Here is a 16,759-nt window from a genome sequence, read left to right as displayed (position 1 = left end):
ATTACTTTCAGTTTTTCTTCTCCACTCTCCTTATAAATATCTATCCTGTCTACACACCCCTACGATTTTTACCATCGATATGTTCCTACAAGGTATTTATCAAAAAGAAAAATGGCTTTTAAGATCTCTTTAAAAATCCTAAAAGCCATTGATTTCAACAGTCTTATAACCTCTTATCTTATTTTCTTGACATCAACACAACACTCTCCACGTGCGTTGTCTTTTGCTTGGGAACATAATTTTTTATCCTCGTTATTCTTGTAGGAACACAATTTATCACTGTCATTGTCTTTGGCATTTTTTCTATTATCTTTAAAGTTATTAGAATCTTGACTATCTTTAACCCCTGTTTTGAAATAGAATGTTAAGTCATAAGGATGGACTGTTCCGTCTTTGTCAATTCTACCCACTACGACTTTATCAACTATGCTTTCAAATACTGTTCTGTTAAATTCCTCTATGATTTCTCTATTCTCTAACACCTTTTTAAATTGCTTTAATCTTTCTTTAATAGAGTTTTCATCTTTTATTGTTAGCTCTAGGGTTTTCTTTTCATCAAGTAATTCTTCTTTTTGTTTTGTAAGTTTTTTATACTTTTTAGAATAAACTTCTTCGTCTATACTATCTTCTAAATGAAGATCAACTAACTTTCTTTCTTGACTAATGATTCTATTTAATTGACTTTCTATCTTTTTCAAATCTTTGACCAAAGTCTCATCATTTATTTCTTCTTCAACAATTTTTAAAAAGTCATCTATTACTGTTGAATCTGCATGGCATAATTGCCTATAGCTTTCAACAAATGCTTTTTCTATTGCTGCTTCTTGTATTCCTTTTGAATGAGGGCAATATTTTTTACCTTTTTTAGTTGACTTTACACATTGCCAGTTAATTTTTTTGTATATTGAACTTGTGTGCCAAGTTCTTCTTGAAAGTATCTCTCCACAAAATCCACATTCAAGCATACTGGAAAAAGCGTATTGTCTTGATAGTTTTTCTCTCTTTCTATCCTTGTTAGCAATGGTGTTTCTATTTTGTGCTCTCCTGAGTCTAATCTCTTGTGCCTTTTCAAAATCTTCTTTTGATATAATTGGCTCATGATGATTTTCAATGTGGTATTTATCAGATTCTCCAAAATTTGCTAGTCTTCTTTTTGTTATTGGATCAACTGTAAAAGTTTTTCCCATTAGTATATCGCCAATATACTTTTCATTCTTAATTACCCCTAACACTGTAGTATCAGACCATTTTGTTTTACCTCTAGGGGTGAGATATCCTTGTTCTTCTAGTTCCCTACCAATGACCGAACCACCATTGCCTTCTAAATATCTTTTAAAGATATATCTAACAATTTTGGCTTCTTCTTCATTTATAGAGATACTTTTTGTTATAGGGTCATAGTCGTATCCAAGGCAACCTTGAAAACCAATAAGTTCCCCTTTTTCCATTTTCATTTTCAGTCCTTTTTTTACATGGGCTGAGGTATTTTCTACTTCTTGTTGAGCTACTGAACTTAATATTGTTAGTAATAGCTCTCCATCCATTGTCAAAGTATCTATATTTTCTTCTTCAAATACTACACCAACATTATTTTCCTTTAGAAGCCTTACATATTTCAAAGTATCTAATGTGTTTCTAGCAAATCTTGATATAGATTTAGTAATTATCATGTCTATATCTCCATTTTGACAATCACTAATTAGTCTCATGAAATCTGCTCTTTTAGTAGCAGTTGTTCCTGTTGTTGCTTCATCTGCGTATATACCAGCCAAAGTCCAGTTCTTATTATTTTTTATTAGATTTGTGTAATAATCAACTTGCGATTTATATGATTCAAGTTGGTCTTTACTATCTGTACTTACTCGACAATATGGTGCAACTCGTTTTAAATCTAAATGCAGTGCATTTCTATTTCTTGCTCCTGTATTTGAAGCTTTTATTAATTTTACTTTAGTATTCATTTTACCTCCTTCCCATTTTGTATCTTTCTACAGTGTTATTATATCACAAGATTAACTACTTTCTATCTCTCTTCTTATAATCATTTTCTATTCTATTTTTTATTTTTGTATATTCCTTATCATTAATTAATTTAAGATCATAAAGTCTACATAACATAGCAACTCTCATGCTATAAACTTTTATTGCTTGCATTTTAACCTCATATTTAAGTTAATTTTTTACCTTGATAAGTTGTTTAAATTTAAAATATACTAATCTCACCTAAGAAATTTATAAATATTCGCAACTCAAAGTATTTTGATTTTTATAGAAAGATGACAAAATACCCCTCACTTTATATAGTGAAATTTGCCCTCTTTGGTAACCAGAATTTTTATTTTTTTATAGTATTTTTGAGTTTTAATGATTAATTGAATATAAAAAATGAGGACTTATGCTATTAGGCATAAATCCTCAAAAATAAAAAATATTATAAAGTTTATATTATGAAGTATTCTAAAAAATACTATTCATAACTTCTCGTTTTTCTTGCGTTTTTATCATATGTCCCTCTTGCAATTTACTAATGTATGCATTTTCACAAATACGTGAAATCAATCACTTTATCACAAACTGACTCTAAAAACTCAACATCATGGGATATTATTAAAATCAGCTTGTCTTTTTCCTTAACTTTCTTTATGTTTTTAGCTACTATTTTCATATTTCTATAGTCCAATCCACTGGTTGGCTCATCGAAAAATAGGATTTTCTTGTCGGATAGTAAAGCGGATAAAATAATCACTCTCTGTTTTTGTCCTCCTGACAAGGTGTGAGGATTTCTATCACCAATGTTTTTTAACTCCATGTCTTTTAACCAAGTATCTAAAGCATTATCATCTTTAATATTTGATGTTAATACTATTTCATCTTTGACAGTGTCCGTGAATAACTGATAGTTCACTTCCTGCATAATAAGCAGGCTCTCATTTAGCCTACTTTTTATATTTAAATTCTCACCATCTCTTAAAATTTTCCCTTTATTTTCTTTGTATAAGCCACATATGATTTTTGCTAATGTAGACTTCCCAATTCCATTTTCTCCAACAATCCCAATAATATTCCCATAGCTAAATTTAAGATCCTCAATGGACAAAATTATTTTGGTATTTCTTTTGAATATCAGATTTTTTAACTCTAATAAAGTCCCTTTATTTGAAATTTCAAAATCATCAAATCCTTCAATAGCTTTATAATCAGAATGCCTAAGTCCTGTTCTCATTCGTTCATCTTCACTTAGATTTTCAATTTCGTCCATACTATATTCTCTGATGATTTTTCCATCCTCTAAGTATATTGCTCTATCAACAATGTCTTTTAAATACCACAACCTGTGTTCTGCAATAATAATAGTTTTTCCTAAAGATTTAAGCTTTTTTATTGTAAGCGATAGTTCTTTCATTGACTTTATGTCTAAGCTTGAAGATGGTTCATCAAGAATAAATATCTCAGGGTTTAATGCGTAAATGCTTGCTATAGCAATCTTCTGCTTTTCTCCTCCAGAAAGATTGAATATATTTTTATTCATCAAGTTTTCAAGATGAAGCTCTTTTTCAACTTCTTCAATCCTTTTGTTAATTACTTCTCTTTCTATGCCGTAATTTTCTAAACCAAAAGCGATTTCATCGGTTGTATTGGTTGTATAAAATTGTGTTTTAGGATTTTGAAAAACCGAACCTACATTCTTAGATAATTTATAAATTGGTGTAGTAAATGTATTCATACCATTGACCATAACGCTGCCAGAAATGTCCCCATCATAAAACTCAGGTATTATACCGTTCATAAGCTTTAAGAGAGTAGACTTTCCACAACCACTCCTACCACATAGAAGAATGCATTCTCCTTTTTTTACATTTAAATTAATGCCTTTTAATGAGTAATTAGCTCCTCCCTTGTATTTAAAATTTAATTTTCTAATTTCAATCATAAGTCCCACCCTGAGATTTTCATAAATACAACGATTAATATAATTAGAATCATAGAAAGTAAAACACAAATATCCTTTATCCTAAATTTAATAAGATATCTACTTGTTTTGTTAACAGGAGCATCAAGTCCCCTTATAATGGCTGATTGAGAGAGCTCATCCCCAATTTCTATCACACTTACAAATAAGGGTACAAAAAAGTACTCCATAATTAATGTTGGTTTTCTTATTAAATTTATTAGGTTAAAATTGATTTCTCGAGTTTTCATCGCCATATTTATATGACTCCATTCGTCTTTAATAGTAGGCAAACATCTAAATATTACAGAAATCATTATGAGCGAGTCTTTTGAAAGTTTTAATTTTTGTAAAGTTGCCACTGCACTGGAAACAGATGTGGAATTTAAAATCCATTTACCCACGATAATACATGGCAAAAATTTTCTTCCAATTGCCAAGATAAATAAAATTAAATTCAAAAGAAAATTCATATTAAAATAGGCTAAAGATTTTTCCAATACTACACTTATTACAAAAAATAAAATATACCTTATAGCGGATTTTTTATAACCATCGCTAATAATGATGACAAGGAAAAATAATGTAATAAGGCTTTGATAGATCCAATCAAACCCTAAAAAAATTAAAATATTCGCACCCATAAGCAATATAAGTTTTGTTCTGAGGTCATATTTTGACCCCAGAACAAACTTTGAATTTTCCATTATAAAACTCCTGCGGATTCCAACTTTTTATTTAATATTTTTTTTGTAAAATAAGAACCAATCAAAGAGAATATAAATGTTCCTATAATCATAACTGGTAACATCCATATTGGTGTCCATGCTCTTACTGTGCTACAAAAGCTTTGATCTAAGCCACCTTTTATTACACTTTCAAAAAACGCTTCTCTCATAACCCAAATTGGTAAAAAGCCTCCAAATAAGTTTAGAGAAAAAAACATATGACTAATTGTATTTTTCTTAAAGTCTGTATAATTTCCACCTTTTGCTATGAACATAGCAATTATTCCGGCAGGCACTGCCACTAATGGTGCAATTGGAATATGCCCAGTTGCAACTAATAAAATACTTGGTAAAATAGCTGCTATTACAATAGCAGTAGCTGACTTTGTCTTTGCAAGAAGCATATGATAGGTTGGTGCAGCAAATAGTGCTACAAGCATAGGCATTAGTAAAAATAAAACAGGGACAGGCATAGATATTGCCCCAATGACTGCATATGTTACAAAGTAAAGTGCAATTAAAACACCGGCTGTAACTGCATTTTTTGATGATTTCTTTTGTGTTTTCATAAATTTCCTCCTTTAAAATTGATTGTTACTGTACAATCTTCCATTCTTTAGACTTTTCTTGATAATTCCATAAGTCTTTATATAGTCCTTCATTTTTTATAAGTTCTTCATGCTTCCCAACTTCCTCTACCTTTCCTTTGTTTAAAACAACAATTTTATCAGCTCCCATTACGCTCCTTAATTTATGAGCTACAACCACAACTGTTTTATTTTTAATTAAATTTGATATTGCTTCCTGTATAATAAGTTCATTTTCAGGATCAAGTGAAGATGTTGCTTCATCAAGTAGTATTATTGGTGCATTTTTTAATATTGCTCTCGCTATTGATATTCTTTGTTTCTCACCTCCAGACAGAGTCGCACCTCCTTGTCCAATCATAGTGTCAAATCCATCATCTTTATTGACTATAAAGTCATAAGCTCCTGCCATTTTTGCAGCATTCATTATTTCATCTTTACTTGCATCTTCATTTCCAAATTTTATGTTGTTATAAATTGTGTCTTTAAAAAGATACACATCTTGAAAAACAACAGAAAATTTATCCATTAATTTATCAGGGTCGGCTGTTAGCAAATCTACTCCACCAATTTTAATTGTCCCTTCATTAGGATCATAAAATCTGGAAATTAATTTAATTAGTGTAGATTTTCCAGAGCCAGAGTAACCAACAAAAGCAGTTAATTCATTTTCATTAATGTCTAATGAAACATTATCGATAACCTTAGATTCCTTGTAAGAAAATGAAACATCGCAGATTTCAATTTTGTTGCTTTCGTTTACATCGGAATTTCCTGACATAGGTTTAGCGTTAAGTAAGTTAATGATTCTCTCTCCTGAAACTGATGCCATTTGTAGACCTGTATAATTTACAAGTGCAAGCTCCAAGGGATCAAGAATCCTTGTGCCTACAAATAAGAACATTAAAAATGTATCAATTTCCAAAGATCCATTTATAAATAAATAGGAACCAACTAAACTCATCAAAGGAAGTCCTATTCTTAAAATCATACTTGCTATAGTAGTTAATGAACCAACCCCTTTCTCACTCTTAATATTTGCATTTCTTGAGTTATCTATATCTTCTTCAAGTTTTGTTAATGTATCATCTAAGCTGTTATAAGCTTTTAGAGTCTTAATGGCATCCAAATATTCATTTATATCTTCTTCCTCTTTTATCCTCATTTTCTTTGTTTTTAAATAAATTTGTTTCTGAAAGTTTTGCATGAGCGTGAGAAGTAGAACAGAAATAGGTAGTCCTATAAGTGTTGCTATTCCCATTTTTACATTAATTATCAAAAATAATATTGAGCAAAGAACCGCTACACATATGCCACTGAAAAATTGAGGCAATTGATGCGTTACTGCCGTTTCAACTTTGAAAAAATCATTCATTAATGTATCTAAGATCTCTGCTGAACTTTTTCCTGAAATATAACCTATCGGCAGTTTTCTTATGTAGTCTGCAAGCTCTATTCTTCCATCTGCACTTGTCTTGTATCCAAGTTCATAGGTATATTTTGTGGCTAAATTTTCCAATAAGAATGTTACAAAGAAAAATACTGCCATTATCCCAAAATACTTCCATAAAAGGCTCGTATCTATACTATCTGCACCTCTATTTAAAAATAGTGTTTCTACAATTTTCGCCAAAGCAATAAATGGTATAAGGTTGGAAATAGATGCCAAAACATTTAAAATAATTGATTTTCTTATATTATTCATCTTTCCTAATGTAATATTTCTTATCATTTACTCTCACTCCCTTCTATATCCATTTGCCAAATATTTGTCTTCTTATAAATATCAAAGAGTCGCTTATATATTCCATCTGCAACGATTAAATCTTCATGCTTACCTCTTTCTGCAATTTTTCCATCAGATATTACTAAAATTTGATTTGCATGCTCTATGGTATTTAACCTATGAGCAATCATGATAACTGTCTTATCTTTAACCAATTCAGACAAAGCTTCCTGCATAAGATATTCATTTTCAGAATCAGCAAAACTTGTTGCCTCGTCTAATACTAATATTGGTGCGTCCTTTAAAATCGCTCTTGCTACAGCAATACGTTGTTTCTCTCCTCCAGACAAATAAGTCCCTTTACCCAAAACAGTATTGTATCCATTAGGAAGTTTTTCAATAAAATCATGACATCTTGCTTTTTTACAAGCTTTTATAACATCTTCTTTTGTAGAACCTGTCTTTGCCATAGCAACATTATTGAATACTGTATCTGTAATAAGATCACTGTCTTGAAAAACAAATGCTATATTATCCATCAAAACATTTATTGGAATGTTTTTTATATTAACTCCACCAATTTTGATAGAACCTTCTGAAGGATCGTAAAATCTCGGTATTAAAGTTCCAATGGTAGATTTACCTGCTCCCGAATAGCCAACCAATGCTGTAACTTCTCCTTGTTTGGCGCAGAAGCTTATATTCTTTAAAACCTCTTCATCTCCATAAGAAAAGCTTACATTCTCGAATTCAAGATCATGACCTTTTATCTCTTCCTCGCTATTTTCAATTGACAATTCTTTTTGATCTATAATTTCGTAGATTCTCAAAACAACTTCATTTAGTAAATTCATTCCTTCTGCAAAATCTCTAAGTTTTAACGCTGGTACACTAATGGCAGGTGCAAGAATCAAATAGAAAATAAAAACTGTAGCAAAATCCAAGTTATTATTTCGTGACATTAAAAGTATTCCTACTGGAACTATGAATGTAGCAACAGATAAAATAAACATTCTAAATGAAACAAATCCCGGTCTTATCATTGATGTCATCGAACTTGTAAAGTCTCTATATTCTCCTACTGACTCTGAAAAAGTTTTAAATGATTTTGCTCCTGTTCCAAAGATTTTCACTTCCGGCATACCTTTAACATATTCAGTAGTTGCTGAATTAATTTGATCCAGAATCGCAAAGTTTTTCTCAAGTCCACCCGACTTTATAATCTTTGCCATGATTGCAATCTGAATTCCTAAACCAACAAATATAATTAACAAAGTCGTAAGACCTAATATTAAATTTATCTTCAACATAACAATTATCATTGCTAAAATTAGTGCTAAAGTTGAAATTAAATTTGGTAATTGATGAGAAAAATATCCCTCAATTTGATTCATGTCCGATCCTAATACTTGCCTTATTTTTGACTTGTTGTCTCCGGTAAAAAAACCTAAAGGAAGATTCCCAATATGAAATAATATCTTCTTTTTTAAGTTAGCTATTAAAACATATGAAAACTTATGGCATAAAATACCTCCAATGTAAGTTAAGCAATATGACAATACCACTGCTGCAAGTCCATAGGTGCAGAATTGTATTGTACTTTGTTCTAATTTTCCATATAAAAATAGAGATTTTATGACTTTGTATATCACCAAAATTGGACAAATACTTAATAGCATACCAAGACTAACAAATAATATCCCTTCTACAAGTTGTCCTTTTTTTATTTCACTGTAGGAAATAATATCTTTGATTGATTTCTTCTTTTTCATCTAAAACATACCTCCTTACCGAACGAGTTCGTTCATTTGCCTTAAAACTAATACAAGGAAAACACCATTGATGTTTCCCTTGTAAAATACTTATATTTTATTTTTCTCTAATGAGGTCTTTGAAATAGTTCGCTTATTATTCCAAAGGCTTCACTTGAATTTGTTTTGTTTTCTCCCTTAATAATATAGTCATTATATATTGTTCCAACAGCTCCGTATAAAATAAAAGCTGCAAAACTTCTCACATTTTCTCTGTTTATTCCCATATTATTTTCTATTTTTTTATTTTCAATTCCTTCAATTATAAACTCTGAATAGACATCTATAAATTTTCCAATGTAATGAATTAATTCCCATAGCCTGTAAGAGTTATCTGTAATTGAATTCTCTTTCGAAAAATTATATCTTGTTGTAAATTGACCGATATCTTTTACTATGAGATCTCTTAGAATTTTTATTCTTTCTTCGTAATCTATTTCCTTGTTTTGAAGGATACCTAACTTATTTTTTAATTTTTCATCAAAGTATGTTTCCATACACGCCAAGAAAATATCTTCTTTTGATTTGAAATAATAATAAAACATTCCCGGCGCTCCATTAACTTCTGCGAGAATATCTCTAACAGAAACTTTCTCATACCCATACTTTTCAAAAAGTCTTGATGCTATATTTATAAGCTCCTGTTTTCTTTCTTCTGGATCTTTTACATTTCTCTTTGCCAAAACCTCACCACCTATTGACCGACACTCGTTCTTTAATAAAGATTATCATTTTCTTATACTTTTGTCAATAGTGCCCTGAAATTATATTCTGAGTATGGTATTATTTTATTTACTATAAATAAGCACGCTTAACGCTTATAGTCTTAATTACACAATAACAGGGTCTGTAAATAATTTTGTGTATCAACCTAAATCCTGTTTAAAGGGTAATGGTTGATACATTTTTTATGCTTCAATCATCATTGGTGTAGCTACAACTTTTTCTACATCAACATTTTTATCTTCTAGATTATCTTCAAAATTCCCATATTGATTTAGGAACGAAAAAAAGAGCAAGTGGTTTTTCTTGTCCACCTGCTCTAAATATTTTTCATGTTCAGAGACTTTAAATATTTCTTCCTATCAATTATTTAATTTCCATGATTCCGCCTTAGTTTTTGCATTTATAAGGTCAGAATAAAGTCCATTATTTTTAATCAGTTCTTCATGATTACCACGTTCTACTATTTCTCCATCTTTTAAGACTAAAATCTGGTCAGCATTTCTAATTGTCTTTAGTCTATGAGCAATCATTATTACTGTCTTATTTTTTGTTAATGATTCTATTGCTTCTTTAAGCTTATCTTCATTTTCCGGGTCTATATTTGCTGTTGCTTCATCAAAGATTATGATGTCCGCGTCTTTTAGCATGGCTCTGGCTATGGAGATTCTTTGTTTTTCTCCACCAGATAGACTTGCTCCACCTTCTCCGATGATAGTGTTATATCCATCTGGTAAAGCTTCTATAAATTCATGACACCTTGCTTTTTTAGCAGCTTGAACTACTTCTTCATGGCTTGCATTTTGTTTCCCAAATTTTATATTATTTTCAATTGTATCTTCAAATAGGTATACATCCTGAAAGACCATTGAAATAGAATTCATTAAGTTTTCTATCTTATAGTCTTTTATATTTTTTCCACCAATTAAAATCTCGCCAGAATTTACATCCCAAAATCTCGCTATTAGATTACAAAATGTTGTTTTACCAGATCCAGATGGACCAACTATGGCAGTCATGGTATTTTCTTTGATCTCTGCTGAGACATTTTTTAAAATGGGTCTGTCATCATAAGAGAAGCTGACATTTTTAAATACAATATCATGATTTTTTATTGGCTCTGTAATACTTCCTTCTTTCATATCTTCCATATCATTTACATAAGAATAAGAATCTATTGCATTCTCAACCATTCTTAGCATAGCCATAGCAGAGCCAGATGTTATAAGCCCATCAAATATTACAAAACTTGCTATAAGTATCATAATAGTATTGACTATTTGACTGTTTTCAACAAAATATAAGTTTATTGATATAAATAACATCAAACAAATTGTTATAGCTATTATTATTTTAGCTAATAAACTATATGGCATTATAGTTTTTTCTAAATCAAAAGAATATTTACTTGCACCATCAAAGCTTTTATCAAGTTTTTTATTGTTACTTCCTCTTAGATTGTATGATTTTATAATTTGCATTCCTTGCAATGTTGATAAGACTTCTTTGGTAAGTGATACCTGAATCTCATGAATCTTATCTGCATTTTTACTGGACCTTTTTTGCATACGAGCAACAATCAATAAAAATACAATAGACCCAACTATCGCTACAATACCTACCTTATAAGAAAACAAAAATAAGGATAAGATAAAAACAATAGCATTAAGCATACCACCGAAAACCATAATATACAAAGTTGGAACCCAAGTTTCGACATTATCTAAGTTAGTAGTCGCAATAGTTGTTAAATTTCCAAGGCTTAAACTTGAGAAAAATCCCATGGGAACTTTTTTTATTTTTTCACCTAATTCAATTCTCTTGTGTCCAGCCATAAAATATCCAGCATGTGTTTGTTTGAGCATAGAGAAATTTTTTGAAATAATTACTCCAGCTATACTAATTAATAAAAGTAAACTTGATATTCCAATTGTTTTGTAACTTATATCCTTGTTTACTATCCCAAAAATCGCATAATAAATTGCTGCAAATTGTAAAGCATTAAAAATAGAGCCGAAAAAATTAGCAAAGATTGATTTTTTTATATACACTTGTTCTTCATTAGAAAAATTCCATATTTTTTTAAAAACACTAAGCATCTTTTTCTCCTTTCAATGCAGTTACCCATAGATCATGATAATCTTTTGATTCCTTCAAAAGCTCTTCATGGCTTCCTTTACATGCAAGTTCTCCATTTTTAATTACAAATATATTATCTACATCTGTTATTGTCTTTAAACGATGGGCAATTATAATTAGAGTTTTTCCTTTGACAAGCTCTGATATTGCATCTTGAATCAAAGCCTCATTTTCAGGGTCGATATAAGAGGTAGCCTCGTCTAAAATAACTATTGGAGCATTTTTTATCATGGCTCTTGCAATTGATATTCTTTGCCTTTCTCCTCCAGATAAATGTTTACCAGCTTCTCCTACTCTTGTATCATATCCATCTGACAACTTCATTATAAAATCATGGCAGGCTGCTTTCTTACATACTTCAATTATTTCCTCATCACTAGCATTTTTATTTCCTATTCTGATGTTATCTTTAATTGACATATCAAAAAGAAAATTATCTTGTGCTACATAGGAAATAATAGTAGATAGCTTTTCAAGGGACATATCTTTAATATTTACATTTCCTATACTTATAGAACCACTATCTACGTCCCAAAATCCTGAAATTAGTTTTGCAATAGTCGACTTTCCCGAACCCGATTCGCCTACTAAAGCATTCACACTTCCTTCTTCTATATTTATATTTATATTATTTAGTACTTGCTTATCTTTTTCATAAGAAAAATCTACGTTTTTAATCTCTATATTATAATTTTTTATATCCAGATTTGCATTTTTATGAGATAATTCTCTCGCAGAAAGTATATTTTTAATCTCTTCAAAAATAGTTGACATTCTTCCAATATCATCTTCAAAAGTCATTACTCTCATAATATTTTGGATAGTCCCAAAAGAAAGGATTATTAATGTTAAAAATACGCCACCATCTAGTGAACCATTCATACAGAAATATAAACCAAATGGTATAATTGTCAAAATACCAACTGGAGCAATAGACATACTTATCGCATAGTCTCTTGTATTTTCTCCCATCCAATCGTAATAGTAATTTGCCTTTTTATACACATTATCCCTGTATTTTCTATAAGATTTTTCGCCTTGATTAAATGTTTTAATAACCTCTATTCCATTTATATATTCAACTACAGAATTGTTCATATCTTGGCTAATTTTAACTGCTTGTGGAAACTTTACCTTCATTCTTTTCATCGGCCCCGCCATAAAAAATCCACCAATAACTAATGGAATTAAAGATATTAAAATTAGTCTATAATCTAAAATTAACATGTAAACAAATAATATTATAGGTCCGACTAAATTAGCTGTCATCTCAGGTATCATATGAGCCAATGTTGTTTCAGTATTATCGACTTGATTTACAATTATGTCTTTTAACTTACCAGTAGATTCATTCAATATATCTCCTAATGGCATATTAAATAATTTTTCCATAAGACTTTTTCTTATATCTCGTATTATTTGATAGGCTGTTTTATGAGAAATCATTGTTGACAAAAACATAAACAATTCTTTGATTATAAGACATGAAAGTATAAAGAAAATTTTATTTGTATAGTAATAAAAATCTTGGCTACCATCAATTAATGATATAATCATCTTACTTAGAATAATATATACAAAAAGATTTGAAATTACTCCAAGTATTGCAAATAACACAGAAATAAAATATGGTGTTTTATTTCTCTTAATGTATTTTTTTAATAGATCCATAAATTTAACTCCTTTCATCATCCTTTTTTCATAACATTTGTAAAATAAGTCTCTATCATTTCAGTTAGATATATCTTATTTTTTGTAAAATTCTCACGTGCATTCAAAATTTCGCAAGCCATCAATCCAGAATTCATAATATTAATCATAAATTCAAACATATCATCGGACGGCAACTCATTAAACAAAGTAGAAAACAATTCTTTAAATACTTGTATGGACTCTTTTTTTATTTTCACATATAGTTTTTTCAGATCATCATTTTCTTTTAACTCACATAAAAACATAACATAAAGCTTTACATAATCATTATCTGCAAGTATCTTGTCTATAATCATTCTTGAAAACAACTGTGGACTTAATACTAATCCTTCATCATAACTTGATTTTTGAACAATATCTTTTCTATTTAAATTACCTTCCATCATAATGTCGTATAAGATTTCATGCGTAGAACCATAATGATGATACAAGCCACCTCTAGAAAGCCCAGTAGCTTTCATAATGTCATTCATAACTGTATTTCTAAATCCCTTATCCAAAAAGACTTTAATAGCTGCTTGTCTAATCTGCTTTTTTCTTTCATCAGCTTCCATTTTCATTTCATAAATAACCTCCAAACCGACACTCTTGTCGGTATTATTGTATCAGCACTGATAATCATTGTCAATAGCTTCGCTTATACTTCTTTATTAATTTTTTTAAATGCGGTATAATTAATAAAACCTAATAAACGCTTAACGCTTATAACTTTAATAGCAAGCACAGTAAGTGTACGGACACTTACGAAAAAATTAATGGAGCAGACCTTTACGGCATGCTCCATTTTTTTAATTTTTACCTTGTTAGGGAGAACCCTAAGACCCCGAAATTTATTTTATAAAGGAGAATAAAATGGCAAATAGATTTAGAAATGAAAGAATAGAAATAAAACTAACCAAAGAAGAAAAGGAAGTTTTTGAAAAGAAAATGAAACTTGCTAATTGCAAAACTATGTCCCACTTTCTTAGAAAATGTGTATTAGAAAAAGAAATTTATGTAGTGGATTTAGAACCATTCAGAAACCTACAATGGCTACTTTCAAATGCAACAAATAATATAAATCAGATTGCAAAAGCAACTAATACAACTGGTATTATTTACAAAAATGAAATCGACTCAATGAATAAACAGATAGAAAAATTATCAAGAGAAATATGGCAGATCCATTCCCTACTTCTTAATAAGTCAAAAGAAAGTTCTGGTAATTAGTATGGCAATTACAAAAATACATCCTATAAAATCAACTCTAAATTTGGCAATAGATTATATAACTAAGAGTGAAAAAACTGATGAAAAAATCTTGGTATCTTCATTTAAATGTCATCCATCTACTGCCCATATTCAATTTTTGAAAACTCGAGAAGATAATGATACTAAAGGAACAGTCTTAGCTAGACATTTAATTCAATCTTTTCTACCAGGAGAGGTTGATCCTATAAAAGCTCACGAAATTGGAATGGAATTATGTAAGAAAATTTTAAAAGAAGATTATGAATTTGTTCTTGCAACTCATATAGATAGAGGGCATATCCATAACCATATTATTTTTAATAATGTTAATTACAAGACTGGTAAATGCTACCAATCCAACAAAAAAACTTACCATAAAATCAGATATCAAAGTGATGAGTTATGTAAAGAAAATAAGCTTTCAGTCATTGATGAATATTATGAAGCTTACAAGAGAAAATATAAAACTGCTGGTAAATCTTGGTACGAGTATGACCAAAACAAGAAAGGAAATTCCTGGAAGTCTAAACTGCAATTTGATATAGATAGAATGATTAATAAGTCTAAATCTTGGGAAGAGTTTTTAGAAAATATGAAATCTCTTGATTATGAAATTAAGTTTGGTAAGCACATTGCTTTCCGTCATAAAGATAAGCAAAGATTTACAAGAGCAAAGACTATTGGAGAAGATTATACTGAAGAAAAAATCAAAGAAAGAATAGATTTAGCTATTAAAAACAAAGCTAATACTATTAAAAAACGTGTAGGAAACGTCATTGATATATCTACTAATAAAAAAGCACAATCCTCTAAAGGTTACGAAGTATGGGCAAGAAAACATAATATCAAAACAATGGCTGATTCAATAATTAAATTAAGAGAACAAGGAATAAATTCGATCATTCAGCTCGATGATCTAATCAAAAAATCTGCTGATGATAGACAAGACTTGTTAGATAAAATAAAGAAAATTGAAACTGAGATGAAGAGTTTATCCCAAGATATGGAAAATATAAATACTATAAATAAGTATCGTGAAATATATAAATACCACAAGAAAAATCCTGAAGATAAACAATTTGCAGAAGAATATTATAGTGAACTTTCTGTCTATAAAATAGCAGCTAAAGAAATTTTAGTTAACTATAAAAAACTACCAAACACAAAAGAAATACTAACCAAACTTGATGAATTACAAGAAAAAAAGAACACGCTTATGCAAGAGTATTCTTTGAATAAAGAACAATTTTACGACCTTGTTCAGTATAGGAAAAACTATGAAAATTATTATGGAAAGGAAGTGGAGAGGTAACATCTTCACTTCTTGTTCTTATATCTTTTTATTATTTTCGATTTCTCTAAAAGAATCACAAAGATATCTAGTCAATGTTATGCTAGCACCCACAGAAAGTTCTGCATGCTTTTTACTCAAATCTTTAAAATTCCTTTCTCTTCCATGTCCACTTCCATAATGATTCCTAAGATCGTTAATTCCTGAAGCAAGTCCATTTAAACTTTCTATAATTTGCCTTACTATTTTGTCTTCAGTTTCATCAATTATCATGCTTTCATTTGGAATTTTAAACACCTAAAGGTTTCTTTAACTAATTGTGTTAATTTTAGTTATATTTTTTATTCTCTCCTAAATTATTACAAATTTCCTTACAACAACTTTCAAGTAATTCCTTTGATTTTCCAATTGCCTCTGTGGGATTCCTATCCACCATTTCTAGCATTAAATCAATTTGAGAATTAATATACTCAGATGAGAATTTAATTTTCAAAACTTCTGCTTCTGAAATAAAATTTGAGCTATTTGATAACTCTCGAATAATAATATCTTTACACTTGTTGTATAGAGATTTAAAGGAAGTTCCTCTATTATTTTTTTTATCTTTTTCTAATTCATCACTAAAATATACAGAATAATATTCTAAAAGATCATTATATAATTTAGCAATTTTATAAGGATCTTCTGTGTTGGTAAATTCTCTAAGTGAACTTTCCTTTTGACAGACAATATTTCTCGCATAACCTTATCCCTATACTTTGAAATGTGAACTCATCAAAACCATTCGTAGAAAAATCTAGAACATATCCATCTCTATTAAATAATTCATCAAGATATCCTTTTTCTATATAACTAAGCATAG

15 protein-coding genes and 1 pseudogene are annotated in these 16,759 nt (G+C 29.6%); 2 read left to right on the top strand and 14 right to left on the bottom strand.

The window, feature by feature from the left end; translation table 11 throughout:
* Positions 1–173 precede the first annotated feature (173 nt).
* The 12 genes and pseudogenes from BN2087_RS05355 to BN2087_RS05310 all read right to left on the bottom strand — a co-directional run bounded on the left by BN2087_RS05355 (position 174) and on the right by BN2087_RS05310 (position 13,936).
* Positions 174–1,961: a recombinase family protein gene (locus BN2087_RS05355; protein ID WP_049690809.1), complete on the bottom strand. Its 1,788-nt coding sequence runs from the start codon at positions 1,959–1,961 to the stop codon at positions 174–176.
* Positions 1,962–2,016: 55 nt separating this feature from the next.
* On the bottom strand, positions 2,017–2,154 hold the full coding sequence (locus tag BN2087_RS09275; protein ID WP_023054952.1) for a hypothetical protein: 138 nt from the start codon (positions 2,152–2,154) through the stop codon (positions 2,017–2,019).
* Between the two features lie 385 nt (positions 2,155–2,539).
* Complete coding sequence (locus BN2087_RS05350; RefSeq protein ID WP_049690808.1) at positions 2,540–3,931, bottom strand: ABC transporter ATP-binding protein; 1,392 nt, start codon at positions 3,929–3,931, stop codon at positions 2,540–2,542.
* Complete coding sequence (locus BN2087_RS05345; protein WP_049690807.1) at positions 3,928–4,656, bottom strand: energy-coupling factor transporter transmembrane component T; 729 nt, start codon at positions 4,654–4,656, stop codon at positions 3,928–3,930. Before BN2087_RS05345 ends, BN2087_RS05350 begins: the two co-directional genes overlap by 4 nt.
* Positions 4,656–5,246: an MptD family putative ECF transporter S component gene (locus tag BN2087_RS05340; protein WP_049690806.1), complete on the bottom strand. Its 591-nt coding sequence runs from the start codon at positions 5,244–5,246 to the stop codon at positions 4,656–4,658. The genes BN2087_RS05345 and BN2087_RS05340 overlap by 1 nt, the downstream gene beginning before the upstream one ends.
* A gap of 25 nt (positions 5,247–5,271) precedes the next feature.
* On the bottom strand, positions 5,272–6,996 hold the full coding sequence (locus BN2087_RS05335; protein ID WP_049690805.1) for an ABC transporter ATP-binding protein: 1,725 nt from the start codon (positions 6,994–6,996) through the stop codon (positions 5,272–5,274).
* Entirely contained in the window at positions 6,993–8,762 is a 1,770-nt protein-coding gene (locus BN2087_RS05330) for an ABC transporter ATP-binding protein (protein ID WP_049690804.1), read from the bottom strand. Before BN2087_RS05330 ends, BN2087_RS05335 begins: the two co-directional genes overlap by 4 nt.
* A gap of 107 nt (positions 8,763–8,869) precedes the next feature.
* Positions 8,870–9,484 (bottom strand): TetR/AcrR family transcriptional regulator, encoded by a 615-nt coding sequence (locus tag BN2087_RS05325; protein WP_049690803.1) that lies wholly within the window; start codon positions 9,482–9,484, stop codon positions 8,870–8,872.
* Positions 9,485–9,712: 228 nt separating this feature from the next.
* Positions 9,713–9,877 (bottom strand): annotated as a pseudogene (locus BN2087_RS09445) (sigma-70 family RNA polymerase sigma factor); the annotation flags it as partial.
* Positions 9,878–9,886: 9 nt separating this feature from the next.
* Entirely contained in the window at positions 9,887–11,623 is a 1,737-nt protein-coding gene (locus BN2087_RS05320) for an ABC transporter ATP-binding protein (protein ID WP_049690802.1), read from the bottom strand.
* Entirely contained in the window at positions 11,616–13,334 is a 1,719-nt protein-coding gene (locus tag BN2087_RS05315; protein ID WP_049690801.1) for an ABC transporter ATP-binding protein, read from the bottom strand. Before BN2087_RS05315 ends, BN2087_RS05320 begins: the two co-directional genes overlap by 8 nt.
* A 17-nt stretch (positions 13,335–13,351) precedes the next feature.
* Entirely contained in the window at positions 13,352–13,936 is a 585-nt protein-coding gene (locus BN2087_RS05310; protein ID WP_049690800.1) for a TetR/AcrR family transcriptional regulator, read from the bottom strand.
* A gap of 292 nt (positions 13,937–14,228) precedes the next feature.
* Between BN2087_RS05310 and BN2087_RS05305 the strand changes: the two genes are divergently transcribed.
* Entirely contained in the window at positions 14,229–14,585 is a 357-nt protein-coding gene (locus BN2087_RS05305; protein ID WP_049690799.1) for a plasmid mobilization protein, read from the top strand.
* Between the two features lies 1 nt (position 14,586).
* The gene (locus BN2087_RS05300) at positions 14,587–15,918 is read left to right on the top strand and encodes a relaxase/mobilization nuclease domain-containing protein (protein ID WP_049690798.1); all 1,332 of its coding nucleotides are present in this window, start codon (positions 14,587–14,589) and stop codon (positions 15,916–15,918) included.
* Between the two features lie 18 nt (positions 15,919–15,936).
* Here the strand turns inward: BN2087_RS05300 and BN2087_RS09440 are convergent, their stop codons facing one another.
* Together BN2087_RS09440 and BN2087_RS09435 are read right to left on the bottom strand one after the other, a co-directional pair.
* Positions 15,937–16,194, bottom strand: a complete 258-nt coding sequence (locus BN2087_RS09440) for an abortive infection family protein (protein WP_245190842.1) — start codon at positions 16,192–16,194, stop codon at positions 15,937–15,939.
* Positions 16,195–16,598: 404 nt separating this feature from the next.
* Positions 16,599–16,757: a hypothetical protein gene (locus tag BN2087_RS09435; RefSeq protein WP_230582864.1), complete on the bottom strand. Its 159-nt coding sequence runs from the start codon at positions 16,755–16,757 to the stop codon at positions 16,599–16,601.
* Between the last annotated feature and the right edge of the window lie 2 nt (positions 16,758–16,759).

The organism is Anaerococcus jeddahensis (genome assembly GCF_001182725.1).
Taxonomy (GTDB): domain Bacteria; phylum Bacillota; class Clostridia; order Tissierellales; family Peptoniphilaceae; genus Anaerococcus; species Anaerococcus jeddahensis.
The sequence above is the reverse complement of the archived record's forward strand: the minus strand, read 5'-3'. Positions and strand labels throughout refer to the sequence as shown.